Here is a 12,060-nt window from a genome sequence, read left to right on the forward strand (position 1 = left end):
GCCCGCCTTGGTCACCAGACCGGCGTCACGCCGGCGGCGGCTCGGCCAGCCGGACCACCAGGTCGGCGTGCCCGGCCGTGCCGGCGACAAGCCGGGCGTTCTCCTCGTCGCTGCCGCGCGCCCAGGCGCGGGCCTGCTCCGCGGACTTCCCGTACGCCTGGTGCCGGGCGGTCAGGCGACGCAGCCGCAGCTCGGCGTCCAGGTCGAGGAACCATGCCTGGTGCAGCAGCGACCGCACCTCCTCCCACGGGTCGTCCCGCAGCAGCAGGTAGTTGCCCTCGGTGACCACCAGCCGCACCTCGGGCGGCACCTCGATCGCCCCGGCGACCGGCTCCTCCAGATCACGGCGGAACTCCGGCGCCCACACCGAGGTCGGCTCCAGCCGCCGCAACCGGCGCAGCGTGGCGACGAAGCCGTTGACGTCGAACGTGTCCGGCGCGCCCTTGCGTGCCGCCCGGCCCAGCCGGTCCAACGCCGACCCGGCCAGGTGGAAGCCGTCCATCGGCACCAGCCGGGCGGTCGGGCCCACCTCGGCGACGATCCGCTCCGCCAGCGTGGACTTGCCCGCGCCGGGCGCGCCGGCGATGCCGAGCAGTTGCCGCGGGCCGTCCCCGGCGAGTGCCCGCGCCCGGGCGACCAGCTCGGCCAGCGGCAACACCTGGGCCGGCGGCATCAGCCGAGCACCGGGTCGCTGATGGTGAACCGCGCCTCGACCGCCGCGTGCACCGGCTGCGGCGCGGGATCCAGCTCCAGCTCCGGCACGGACTCGCCGGACCGGGCGTACGCCGCCTTGGCCAGCATCGGCGGGGCCGCGGTCAGGCCGGTGTCGGCCAGCTCCCGCAGTGCGGTGACCCGGGCGCCGAGGGCCTCCGCGTACTCCCGGGCCCGGGCCAGCGCGTCCGCGATCGCGGCGTGCCGCACCTCCCGGTACGCCGGGCTGTCCGGCCGCAGCGACCACACCGGACCGGCCACCTCGACCTGCTCGTGGTCGGCCAGGCGGAGCATCAGCTCACCGAGCGCGCTGAAGTCGGTGACGGTGACCGTGGTGCTCACGCTGCCCTGGTAGGCCACCACCCGGTCGCCCGAGCGCCTGGTCACCGGCCAGACGTTGACCTGACCGGTCTCCCGCCGCGCGACCGTCGGCCCGGCGGCGTCGAGCAGCGCCCGCACCGCGGCGGCCCGCTCGGCCAGCCGGGTCAGCGTGGTCTCCCGGTCGCGGTCCCGCACCGCCGCCGTCACCGTGAACCGGGCCAGCTCGGGAGCGACCTCCCGGTACGCCTCGCCGCGTACCGCCACGACCGGTGCGTCCGCCATGCCGCTCAGCCTAACGGCGGGGTGGCCGGCAGGTGCGCGGTGTACCCGACCGCGCCGGCCGTCACCCGGCACCCGGTCAGGTGACCGCCCGCCGCGCCCAGCTCCCGCAGGTAGGCCAGCTCGCCGGCGTGGTCCGCGTCGGCCGGGAACTCCCGGCGGTGCGTGCCGAGCTCCCGGCCGCGCAGCGCGGCACGCGCGGCCCGCCCCTCGGCCAGCCGGCCGGCCAGCGCCTCGGCGTCCCCGGCCCGCAGCGCGGCGGTCAGCTCGGTCAGGAAGTCACCGACGCCGGCCAGCTCGGCGAGCACCCGGTCCCGGTTGCCGAGCAGCATGTTCGCGGTCCGCTCGGGCGGCCCCCCGGCGACCCGGGTGCCGTCGGAGAAGCTGCCGGCGGCCAGCGCCAGCACCGCGTCCCGCAGCGGCGAGCGTTGCACCGTGCCGGCCAGCGCGCCGGCGAGCACGTGCGGCACGTGTGACGCGAGCGCGGCGGCGGCGTCGTGCTCCGGCGCGGACATCGGCACCACCCGGGCGTGGAAGACGTCGACGAGCAGCGCGGCCAGCCGCCGGAACGCGGTCAGCCCGGTGGGCCCCGGGCAGAGCACCCAGGCCGCGCCGTCGAGCAGTTCCGGGCCGGCCGCGCCGAGCCCGGCCCGGTCCGCGCCGGCCATCGGGTGACCCGGCACGAATCGGTGCCCGAGCCCCTGCGCGGTCGCGGCGGTGGCCACCTCCGCCTTGACGCTGCCCACGTCCGTGAGCACGCACCGGTCGTCGGTGGCGGCGGCCACCCGGGCCAGCGTGGTGGGCAGCGTGGGCAGCGGGCCGCAGACGAACACCACGTCCCGGCCGGCCACCGCCTCCTCGACGGTCCCGGCGACCGCGACGCCCCGCTCGCGTAGCTGCCCCCGGACGGCCGGATCCGGGTCCCAGCCGGCGACGCCGAGCCCGGTGTCGCGGAGCCGGAGCAGGATCGAGCCGCCGATCAGCCCGGTGCCGACCACCGCCGCGCGTGCCAGCCCGCCCGCCTCGCCCACCATCGGTGCACCTCGGGTCCGCGTCGTCGGCGGAGCCCGGGTGGCCCCGCGGGAAGTCCCGCCGAGGATATCGCCCGGCACGCCAGCGGAGCGCACGGTGTCAAGCGGGGGCCCCGCCTCTACCGGAAACGTTAAGCGGGGGTCCCGCCTTTCAGACGGCCGGTTACGGCGTCGATGTGCGCGTCGGACTCCGTCAGGGCCACCCGGACGTGTCGGGCGCCGGCCGGGCCGTAGAAGACGCCGGCGGCCACCAGGATGCCCCGCCGGGCCAACCAGTCGACCGTGTCCCAGCAGTCCTCGTCGCGGGTCAGCCAGAGGTAGAGCCCGGCCTCGGAGTGCTCGACCGTGAAGCCGACGCCGGTGAACGCGGCCCGCAGCTTCTCCCGCCGCACCCGGTAGCGCTCCCGCTGGGCGTCGGCGTGCGCCTGGTCGCCGAGCGCGGCCACCATGGCGGCCTGCACCGGTGCCGGCACGATCATCCCGGCGTGCTTACGCACCTTGAGCAGCTCGGCCACCAGCGCCGGGTCACCGGCCACGAACCCGGCCCGGTAGCCGGCCAGGTTGGAGCGCTTGGAGAGCGAGTGCACCGCCAGCACGCCCGCGTAGTCCCCGCCGCACACCTGCGGGGACAGCACCGAGACGGGCTCGGCGTCCCAACCCAGCGGCAGGTAGCACTCGTCGCTGGCGACCACCGCGCCGCGCTCCCGGGCCCACTCGACCACCTTGCGCAGGTGGGCGGCGGGCAGCACCCGCCCGGTCGGGTTGCCCGGCGAGTTCACCCAGACCAGGCGGACCCGGGGGTCCGGGCCGAGCGCGGTCAACGAGTCGCTGCGCACCGTCGTGGCGCCCGCCAGCCGGGCCCCGTCCTCGTACGTCGGGTACGCGACGGTCGGCACCACGACCACGTCACCGGGGCCGAGCCCGAGCAGCGTCGGCAGCCAGGCCACCAGCTCCTTGGAGCCGATGGTCGGCAGCACACCCAACCCGTCGACGCCCGCGCCGCAGGCCCGGGCCACCCAGGCCGCGATCGCGTCCCGCAGGGCGGGCGTGCCCGCGGTCAGCGGGTAGCCGGGCGCGTCCGACGCGTCGGCAAGCGCCTGCCGGATCAGCGGTGGCACCGGGTCGACAGGCGTACCCATGGAGAGGTTGATGAGACCGTCCGGGTGCGCCGCGGCCGTGGCGGCCGCGGCGTCCAGCGTGTCCCAGGTGAACTCGGGCAGCCGTGCCGAAACCGGCGCGGACCGGCTCAGTGGTCCTCGCCGCGCGGCGGCTGCGCGGCGACGAAGGTGGCGTCCTTCTCCACCTTGCCGATCTTGGAGGCGCCCCCGGGCGAACCCAGGTCCTCGAAGAACTCGTAGTTCGCGCCGGTGTAGTCCTTCCACTGCTCCGGCACGTCGTCCTCGTAGAAGATCGCTTCCACCGGGCAGACCGGCTCGCAGGCCCCACAGTCGACGCACTCGTCGGGGTGGATGTAGAGCATCCGATTGCCCTCGTAGATGCAGTCGACCGGGCACTCCTCGATGCATGCCTTGTCGAGCACATCCACGCACGGCTCGGCGATGATGTAGGTCACCGGTCTTCTCCTCCGCAAGACTCGTCGCGATCATCCGCAACGGTAAGAGCCTAGTATCTCGCCGGGGAGGAGGTCGATCGTGCTCCGACAGCAGGATGTGGGACACCGGATCGTGGTCCGCCGAATCGTGGGGATCCGGGAGGGCCGGCCGCTGTTCTCCGACGCGCTCGGCGATCTGGTCGAGCTGAGTGAGACGCACATTACGCTGGTCACGGACGGTGGCCCGCTCCGCGTGCCGGTCGGTGAGGTGCACCGGGCGAAGCGGGTGCCACCGGCTCGCCGGCCGACCGCCGTCGCCGTGGTCGACCTGGAAAGCGCAAGCGATGAGGCGTGGCCGGCCCCGGTTCGCGGCCGACTCGGCGACTGGCGGCTGCGTTCCGCGGCCGGTTGGACCGGCCGGGCGAACAGCGCGCTCCCGATCGGCGACCCCGACCGGCCGCTGCCGGCGGCGCTGGACGCGGTGCAGCGCTGGTACGCCGACCTCGGCCAGCCGGCCCTGGTGAACACGCCGCTGCCGCTGGCCGCCCCGGTCGGCGCGGAACTCGACGCGCGCGGCTGGACGGCCCGCCCGCCGGTGCTGGTCCAGACCGTGCCGCTCACCACCCTGACCGCCCCGCCGCCCACCGCCGCCCCGCCGCCGGTGGCGCCGGCCGTCACCGACCTGCCGCCGGTGGCGCTGGCGGTCGCGCCCACCGACGACTGGCTGGCGATCGCCGCCGACCGCAAGGGCGGGCTCCCGGAGGCCGCGCGGCACGTGCTCACCGCCGTGGACCGGATCCGCTTCGCCGAGCTACGGGTCGACGGCCGACTGCTCGCGGTGGGGCGCGGCACCGTCACCGGCGGGGGGCGGTGGCTCGGCGTGAGCCTGCTCGAAGTGCTGCCGGAGGCCCGCCGGCACGGGTACGCCGCCGCGGTCGTCCGCGCACTGGCCGGCTGGGCCGCGGCCGAGGGGGCCACCCGGGCGTTCCTCCAGGTCGAGCAGCGCAACATCGGCGCGGTGGCGCTCTACCACCGGCTCGGCTTCACCACCCACCACACCTACCTGACCCGGGTGGCGCCCTGACGTCAGCGGCGGACGATCCGGCGGGGCCGGGACGTCTTCAGCTCGGCGTACCGCTTGAGCTGGCGGGAGCGGAAGTCACGGCCCAGCGCGGTGAGCGTCAGGTAGCCGACCAGCACCCCGGCCGCGGTGGCCGCGAGGTAGAGCCAGATCTGGGCGAAGAACAGGCCGGCGCCCCCGCCGAACGGGTTCTCGCCGACCAGCAGCGGGCCGACGAAGACGGTCAGCGCCAGCGCCGCCACCACCGCGACGGCCAGGTCACCGGCCCAGTGCCCGACCGGCCGGTCGGCGCCCCAGCGGAACGACACGCCGGCCAGGACCAGACCGATCGCCAGGAACATCACCAGCGAGACCCGGCTGGCGGCGGTGTCGTCGTCCGGGAAGGCGAACCTGATGACCAGCCGCGCCACCACGTTGACCGCGAACAACGCGGCCGTCAGCACCCCGACCGCACGCCACCGCTGACCCATCGCACGCCTCCCGCACGTACCGCCCGCCCCGGCGGCGAGCCTCTGGCAGGAATGTCTACCACCGCCGCCGGTGCGGCGTCAGCACCTCAGCGGTCGACCGCCGGTGGCGTCACCACGTGCCGGAAGCCGAGCACCGCGAAGGTGACCGCGCCGGAGACGATCAACGCCAGGCCGAGCACGTTGTCGCCGGCGAGCGCCAGATCGCCCTCGGTGGTCCGGAACCCGCCCACGACGATCACCAGGAACCACGGCAGCGCGGCCAGCGCCACCCCCCACCGGCTGCCCGTCGACAGGTGCGCGAACCAGCCCAGCAGCACCGTCGACGCCGCCACCGCGGCGATCCCGGCGACCGCCAGGCCGATGCCGACGAGCGCCTGCGCGCCCCCGGACCGGCCCTGCACCGCCGCCCAGGCCCAGGTGGCGAAGATCAGATCGAGCAGCGCGAACAGCGCGCCGGCCCAGACCGACACCACGCCGCCGGCCACCCGCAGCACGCGGTCCAGCGCCCGCTCCACCGCGCTGGGCGGTGCGGGCGGCTGCTGCTCCGGAAGGACCGACACGGGCGCGGCGGGCGACGTCACCGGAGACCGGCCGCGACCGGGGCACGGTCCGACCCGTCCAGCGCCAGCCCGGCGAAGAGGTCGTGCTCCCAGCCGTACCGGCCGCCGCCGGGCCCCTTCTCGCCGACCGCGAGCGTGAAGTACTCCACCCCCATGAACTCGGCGCCGAAGTTGCCGGCGATCGCGTAGAGCCAGGAGTCGGCCGGGATCTGCGTGGCGTGGGCGCGCATCGCCGCCTCCTTGGCGGCGTGCTGCTCGGTGGCGTCCACCCGCGCCGCGATCTGCGCGTCCGGCGTGCCGAACGGCAGCTCGTCGGCGCTGGAGATGCCGGCGAAGGGATTGTCCGACGACCCGGTGAACGTCTCCAGGCCGGCGTCGAGCACGCTGCGCGGCATGGCCGTCCAGTAGACCTTCGCCGGGGCGGTCCCGTCGGCCGCCGCCAGCTCCACCGCCCGCATCGTCACCCGGTGCGCCTGGATGTGGTCGGGATGGCCGTAGAAGCCGTTCGGGTCGTACGTGACCACGACCTGGGGGCGGACCTCGCGGATCACCTCCAGCAGGTGCCCGGCGGCGGCGTCCAGGTCGGCCCTCCAGAACGCCCGCGGGTGCTCGTTGGTGGCCATCCCCATCATCCCGGAGTCGCGGTAGCGGCCCGCGCCGCCGAGGAACCGGTGGTCGGTGACGCCGAGCGCGGCACAGGCCGCGGTCAGCTCGCCGATGCGGTAGCCGCCGAGCTGGTCGGCCTCGGCCGCGGCGAGCCCGGCCAGCGCCGGCACGTGGATCTCGCCCTCCTCACCCAGCGTGCAGGTCACCAGCGTGACGTGGGCGCCGGCGGCGGCGTAGTGCGCCATCGTCGCGCCGGTGCCGATCGACTCGTCGTCGGGATGCGCGTGGACCAGCAGCAGGCGTCGGTCGGGCAGCGTCGTCACGCCCGTCACTCTAACCGGCGGTCCTGCCCGTCCGACGGTCATGCGTCCGCCCAGGTCGGCCACATCACGCCCGGTGCCCGCCTACGATCTGCAGGCGTGGACTTTCCCGAGCTGGCCGCCCGTACCCGTCGGTTCAGCCTGGGGGCGCCGCGCGCCGTGACCGTCGCCGGTGACGGCTCCCGGGTGCTCTTCCTGCGTTCCGCGGGCCCGGAGGACCCGGCCGACGCGCTCTGGCTGCTCGACGTCGACACCGGCGAGGAACGCCTGGTCGCCGACCCGGCGGTGCTGCTCGGCGCGGACGCGGAACCGGCCCGACCGGCCCCCGGCGAGCGGGCGCTGCGCGAGCGGCTGCGGCTCAGCGCCGGCGGCATCGGCGGGTACGCGCTGGACGCGACCGGCCGGGTGGCCGCGTTCGCGCTGGCCGGGCGGCTGTTCCGGGCCGACCTGCGGCACGGCGACGTGGTCGAGGTGGCCACCGTCGGGCCGGTGATCGATCCGCGTCCGGACCCGACCGGCGAGCGGCTGGCCTACGTCACCGACGCCGCCGACGGCGTCCGCCGGGGTCAGCTCCGGGTGGTCGAGCCGGACGGCACGGACAACCTGCTCGCCGGCGAGGACAGCGGCGTGACCTGGGGGCTGGCCGAGCACATCGCGGCCGAGGAGTTCCACAGGTACCGGGGCTACTGGTGGGCCCCGGACGGGCGCGCGGTGCTGGCCGCCCGGGTCGACGAGTCCCGGCTGCCCCGGTGGTACCTGCACGACCCGGCCGAGCCGGCGACCCCGCCGACGTCGCTGGCGTACCCGGTGGCGGGTGGCCCGAACGCGGAGGTCAGCCTGCACCTGCTCGACCTCGACGGCGGCTGGGTCGACGTGCACTGGGACCGGGAGACCTACCCCTACCTGAGCGCGGTCGAGTGGGCGGACGGCGGGCCGCTGATCACGGTGCTGCGCCGCTCCCAGCAGCACGGGCTGGTGCTCGCGGTGGACCCGCGTACCGGGGAGACGCAGGTGCACGCCGAGCTGGCCGACCCGCGCTGGGTGGAACCGGTCCCGGGCACCCCGGCGCACCTGCCCGACGGGCGGGTGCTGGTCGGCGGCGAGCTGGCCCACGACGGGTACGACGCCCGCTGCCTGTTCGCCGACGGCACGCTGCTCACCCCGCCCTCGCTGTACGTGCGGCGGGTGGTCGGGCGGCTGCCGGCCGGCCCCGACACGGCCGCCGACCTGCTGGTCGAGGCGAGTGAGGGCGAACCGAGCCAACGCCATCTCTACCGGGTGCGGACCACCATCGGCGGCGGGATGGACGCCCGCCGGATGGGCAGCGACCCGGGTTGGCACACCGCCGCCATCGGTGGGGCCACGCTGGCGGTGGGGACCGCCTCGCTGGAGTACGCCGGGGTCCGCTGGCGGGTGTGGCACGGCGACCGCGAGGTGGGTGAGCTGCGCTCGCTGGCCGCCACCTGCTCGTACGCGCCGCGCCCGACGCTGGTGCGGGTGACCGACCGGCGGCTGCCCAGTGCGGTGCTCTACCCGGCCGAGCACGTCAAGGGCACCCGGCTGCCGGTGCTGGTGGACGTCTACGGCGGGCCGGGCCACCAGGAGGTGGTCGCGGCGCGCGGCGCCTGGCTGGAGCGGCAGTGGTGGGCCGAGCAGGGCTTCGCGGTGGTGACCGTGGACAACCGGGGCACGCCCGGCATCGCGCCGTCGTTCGAGAAGGCGATCCACCGCCGGGTGGCGGACGTGATCCTGACCGACCAGGTGGACGCGTTGACCGCGCTCGCCGGCAAACACCCCGACCTGGACCTGGACCGGGTGGCGGTGCGGGGCTGGTCGTTCGGCGGCTGGCTCGCCGGCCTGGCGGTGCTGCGCCACCCGGAGTTGTTCAAGTGCGCGATCGTGGGCGCGCCGGTCACCGACTGGGCGCTGTACGACACCGCGTACAGCGAGCGGTACCTGGGCATGCCGGAGGACGGCATGGACGTCTACGCGCATCACTCGCTGGTGGAGCTGGCCGCCGAGCCGCTCGGCGCCCCGGCCGACGCCCGACCCATGCTGCTGGTGCACGGCCTGGTCGACGACAACGTGCTGGCCGCGCACACGCTGCGGCTCTCCGCCGCGCTGCTGGCCACCGGCCGCCCCCACGCGGTGCTCCCGCTCACCGGCGCGACTCACCTGGCCGCCGGCGGCGCGTCCGAGCGGCTGCTCCGCCTGGAGCTGGACTTCCTCCGCCGCTACCTGGTGTAAGGAGGAGCCCCCTGTTAACGCCTCAGGTAGAGAAGGGGCCCCCTCTCACACACACGTGTTAAGCGGGGGCCCCTCCTTACCTCAGGGCCGGGGGCTACTGCTTGACGTACGCGTTGACGAAGTTCGGGTAGCCGAAGACGGAGGAGATGAAGACGCCGCCGGCCTTCGAGCCGTGCACGTTGTACGCCACGTCGACGAAGAGCGGCACCACCGGCGCGAACTCCTTCATGATCCGCTCGTCGAGCTTGCCCCACTCCGGGCCCTGCTCGGCCGGGGGCATGGCCAGGATCCGGTCCATCTCGGCGTTGATCGCGTCGTCGTTGAAGTACGACGAGTTGCTGTTGCCCTCGGCCTTGATGGTGCGGCCGTCGTAGAGCACCGGCAGGATCGACGCGCCGCTGGGCCAGTCCGCGGCCCAGTTGCCGATGTAGAGGTCCCAGGGGTTGTTCTTCTTCTTGACCTCGTCCAGCTTCGAGTCGTCCGGGATGTTCCGCACAGTGATCTTGAAGCCGGCGCGCTCCAGGTTGCCCTTGAGCTGGACCGCGATCTGCTGCTCGTTGGTGTTGTCCGCGACGCCGAGGACCAGCTCGGGCGTCTGGCCGCCGAGCAGCTCCTTCGCCTTCTCCGGGTTGCCGTTGGCACCCGCCGGGTAGGCGTCGTACGCCTTGTAGCCGATGGTCGACGACGGCATCAGCGTGGTCATCGGCTGGGCGATGGTCTGGCCGCCGAGCGCCTTGACCAGGCCCTCACGGTCGATCGCGTAGTTGAGCGCCTGGCGGACCTTCAGGTCCTTGACCCGCTGCGTGTTGATCACGAGCTGGTTGGCGCTCGGGGTCGGGGAGAGCAGCGTCCGGGACTTCAGCGCCGGGTCACCGGCCACCTTCGCGACCAGCGAGGGCGGCACCGAGTTGAAGGCCAGCGCACTCTGGTCGGCGCCGTTGTCGGCGATCACCCGGTTGTTCGCGGCGTCCTGGGTCGGGCCGAAGGTCCACACGAACTGGTCCGGGTACTGGTGGCGGACCGGGTCGGTCTTCGCGTCCCAGTTCGGGTTGCGGTCCAGCGTGAGCTGGACACCCACCTGGTTCTTGGCGATCTTGTACGGGCCGGACGAGAACGGCTTCTGGTCCAGGTTGACGCCGGTGTCCTTCTCCGGCCTGAGCGGCGCGGTGGTCGGCAGCGAGACCGCGAAGGGCAGGTCGCAGCGGGGCTTGGCGAACTCGAAGCGCAGCGTCTTGTCGTCCGGCGTGGTCAGGCCCGGCGGCAGCGACGTCTTGTTCTTCTTGAAGTCCCACTTGGTGTCGAACTGCGGGGTGTCGGCCAGCCACTCCTGGAGGTAGGTCGGGCCGCCGGTGAGGTCCGGGTCGAACGAGCGGGCGATGCCGTACGCGATCTCCTTGGCGGTGATCGGGCTGCCGTCCTCGAACTTCACCCCGTCCTTGATGGTGAATTCCCAGACCTTGCAGTCGTTGTTGACGTTCTTGCCCGGGGTCTCGGCCAGGTCGCCGACCAGCACCAGGCCGCCCTTGCCGTCGTCCTTCCAGGTGGTCAGGTAGCGGGCGAAGAGCGGGTTGGCCATCAGGCCGGCGAACGAGTACGTCCGCTGCGGGTCCAGGTGGGAGATGGGGGTCTCCCGGATGATGGTGAACGTGCCGCCCTTGGCCGCGCCGTCCACCTCCGCCGCGGGCCCCTGGGAGTCCTTCGGGTCGGTCGCGATGACGCCGCTCTGCTGCCGGTTGCCGTCCACAGTGGTGCCTTCGCCCGTGTTCTCCGAGCAGGCGCCCAGCCCCACCACCAGTGCGATGGCGCCGCCGACGGCGGCCGCTGCACGTGGTCGCATCTTCTACCTCCAGGAAATAGTTTCGATAAATTTCGTCGGGCCGGACGCTCAGCCCAGCCGCACCCGGGGATCGATCACCGCGTACAGCAGATCCACCACCACGTTGGCCAGCACCACGAAGACCGCCGCGATCAGCACGGTCGCCATGATGGTCGGCAGGTCACCGGCGCGGACCGCGTCCACCGCCGTCCGGCCCATCCCGTTGAGCCCGAACGTCGTCTCGGTGATCACGGTGCCGCCCAACGCCCCGCCCACGTCCAGTCCGGCGATGGTCACCACCGGCGTGATCGCGGCGCGCAGCGCGTGCCGCCCGTAGACGGTCCGTTTGGCCAGGCCCTTGGCCCGCGCCGTGCGGACGAAGTCCTCGGACAGGGTCTCCAGCATCTGTGCCCGGGACAGCCGGGCGTAGATGGCGGAGAAGAGGAAGGCCAGTGCCAACCAGGCCAGCACCAGCCCACTGCTCCACTTGAGCGGATCGTCGAACAACGAGGTGTAGCTCGGCACCGGCAGCAGCCGCAGGTTGTAGACGAACACGATGAGCAGCACCGCGCCGACGAAGTAGAGCTGCAACGAGGCGCCGGTCAGCGAGAAGCCGATCGCCGCCCGGTCCAGCCAGCTTCCCCGGCGCAGCGCCGAGAGCATGCCGAGGCCGACGCCGAGCAGCAGCCACAGGACCGCCGCCGGGATGACGATGCTCAGCGTCACCGGCAGCACCCGGGCGATGGTGTCCGAGACCGCCTCGTTGGAGACGTACGACCAGCCGAGACAGGGCGCGTCGCACCGGCCGCCCTGGGCGCTGCCCAGGTCCCGCCCGGTGACGATGCCCTTCATGTAGCCGGCGTACTGGCTGATCAGCGGGTCGCGCAGGCCCAACTCCTGGCGGACCCGCTCCAGCCGCTCCGGGTTGCAGTTCTTCGGGCACATGCCGGTCACCGGATCACGCGGCAGGGCGAAGAACATCAGGAAGCTGAGCACGCTGACCGCGAAGAGCGTGAGCGCGGCGGACAACAGCCGGCGGATGAGGAAACGCGTCATGGCCGGCCTC

At 74.0% G+C, this 12,060-nt stretch carries 12 protein-coding genes; 2 read left to right on the forward strand and 10 right to left on the reverse strand.

Features of this window, described 5'->3' with window-relative positions; genetic code table 11:
* Positions 1 to 25: 25 nt before the first annotated feature.
* The 5 genes from ACLQ2W_RS10725 to fdxA form a co-directional block, all read right to left on the reverse strand.
* Positions 26 to 673: a nucleoside/nucleotide kinase family protein gene (locus ACLQ2W_RS10725; RefSeq protein ID WP_425786262.1), complete on the reverse strand. Its 648-nt coding sequence runs from the start codon at positions 671 to 673 to the stop codon at positions 26 to 28.
* A complete protein-coding gene (locus ACLQ2W_RS10730) occupies positions 673 to 1,314 on the reverse strand; it encodes an SIMPL domain-containing protein (protein ID WP_107162089.1) in 642 nt (213 codons plus the stop codon). The genes ACLQ2W_RS10725 and ACLQ2W_RS10730 overlap by 1 nt, the downstream gene beginning before the upstream one ends.
* 5 nt (positions 1,315 to 1,319) lie before the next feature.
* On the reverse strand, positions 1,320 to 2,345 hold the full coding sequence (locus tag ACLQ2W_RS10735; protein WP_425786263.1) for a prephenate dehydrogenase: 1,026 nt from the start codon (positions 2,343 to 2,345) through the stop codon (positions 1,320 to 1,322).
* Between the two features lie 128 nt (positions 2,346 to 2,473).
* Positions 2,474 to 3,592, reverse strand: coding sequence for a succinyldiaminopimelate transaminase (dapC, locus tag ACLQ2W_RS10740; RefSeq protein WP_425786485.1), 1,119 nt, complete (start codon positions 3,590 to 3,592; stop codon positions 2,474 to 2,476).
* A complete protein-coding gene (gene fdxA, locus ACLQ2W_RS10745) occupies positions 3,589 to 3,915 on the reverse strand; it encodes a ferredoxin (protein WP_107077162.1) in 327 nt (108 codons plus the stop codon). Before fdxA ends, dapC begins: the two co-directional genes overlap by 4 nt.
* A gap of 79 nt (positions 3,916 to 3,994) precedes the next feature.
* Between fdxA and ACLQ2W_RS10750 the strand changes: the two genes are divergently transcribed.
* Entirely contained in the window at positions 3,995 to 4,978 is a 984-nt protein-coding gene (locus ACLQ2W_RS10750) for a GNAT family N-acetyltransferase (protein WP_425786264.1), read from the forward strand.
* Positions 4,979 to 4,980: 2 nt separating this feature from the next.
* Here the strand turns inward: ACLQ2W_RS10750 and ACLQ2W_RS10755 are convergent, their stop codons facing one another.
* The 3 genes from ACLQ2W_RS10755 to mshB form a co-directional block, all read right to left on the reverse strand.
* Positions 4,981 to 5,445, reverse strand: a complete 465-nt coding sequence (locus ACLQ2W_RS10755) for a hypothetical protein (protein WP_425786265.1) — start codon at positions 5,443 to 5,445, stop codon at positions 4,981 to 4,983.
* Between the two features lie 86 nt (positions 5,446 to 5,531).
* A complete protein-coding gene (locus tag ACLQ2W_RS10760; RefSeq protein ID WP_425786266.1) occupies positions 5,532 to 6,005 on the reverse strand; it encodes a hypothetical protein in 474 nt (157 codons plus the stop codon).
* Between the two features lie 17 nt (positions 6,006 to 6,022).
* Complete coding sequence (mshB, locus tag ACLQ2W_RS10765; RefSeq protein WP_425786267.1) at positions 6,023 to 6,943, reverse strand: N-acetyl-1-D-myo-inositol-2-amino-2-deoxy-alpha-D-glucopyranoside deacetylase; 921 nt, start codon at positions 6,941 to 6,943, stop codon at positions 6,023 to 6,025.
* Between the two features lie 87 nt (positions 6,944 to 7,030).
* Here mshB and ACLQ2W_RS10770 point away from each other — a divergent pair, with 87 nt between their 5' ends.
* Positions 7,031 to 9,178, forward strand: coding sequence for a prolyl oligopeptidase family serine peptidase (locus ACLQ2W_RS10770; protein WP_425786268.1), 2,148 nt, complete (start codon positions 7,031 to 7,033; stop codon positions 9,176 to 9,178).
* Between the two features lie 94 nt (positions 9,179 to 9,272).
* On the opposite strand, the gene ACLQ2W_RS10775 is transcribed toward ACLQ2W_RS10770, so the two are convergent.
* Positions 9,273 to 11,015: an ABC transporter substrate-binding protein gene (locus ACLQ2W_RS10775; protein ID WP_425786269.1), complete on the reverse strand. Its 1,743-nt coding sequence runs from the start codon at positions 11,013 to 11,015 to the stop codon at positions 9,273 to 9,275.
* A gap of 48 nt (positions 11,016 to 11,063) precedes the next feature.
* The gene (locus ACLQ2W_RS10780) at positions 11,064 to 12,050 is read right to left on the reverse strand and encodes an ABC transporter permease (protein WP_405091118.1); all 987 of its coding nucleotides are present in this window, start codon (positions 12,048 to 12,050) and stop codon (positions 11,064 to 11,066) included.
* Positions 12,051 to 12,060 lie beyond the last annotated feature (10 nt).

The organism is Micromonospora sp. DT227 (assembly GCF_049841835.1).
Taxonomy (GTDB): domain Bacteria; phylum Actinomycetota; class Actinomycetes; order Mycobacteriales; family Micromonosporaceae; genus Micromonospora.

What these genes read in the sequence shown, in the direction of transcription:
- ACLQ2W_RS10725 (WP_425786262.1), bottom strand. Translation starts at nt 673, where the DNA reads ATGCCGCCGGCCCAGGTGTTGCCGCTGGCCGAGCTGGTCGCCCGGGCG.
- ACLQ2W_RS10730 (WP_107162089.1), bottom strand. Translation starts at nt 1,314, where the DNA reads ATGGCGGACGCACCGGTCGTGGCGGTACGCGGCGAGGCGTACCGGGAG.
- ACLQ2W_RS10735 (WP_425786263.1), bottom strand. Translation starts at nt 2,345, where the DNA reads ATGGTGGGCGAGGCGGGCGGGCTGGCACGCGCGGCGGTGGTCGGCACC.
- ACLQ2W_RS10780 (WP_405091118.1), bottom strand. Translation starts at nt 12,050, where the DNA reads ATGACGCGTTTCCTCATCCGCCGGCTGTTGTCCGCCGCGCTCACGCTC.
- ACLQ2W_RS10775 (WP_425786269.1), bottom strand. Translation starts at nt 11,015, where the DNA reads ATGCGACCACGTGCAGCGGCCGCCGTCGGCGGCGCCATCGCACTGGTG.
- ACLQ2W_RS10755 (WP_425786265.1), bottom strand. Translation starts at nt 5,445, where the DNA reads ATGGGTCAGCGGTGGCGTGCGGTCGGGGTGCTGACGGCCGCGTTGTTC.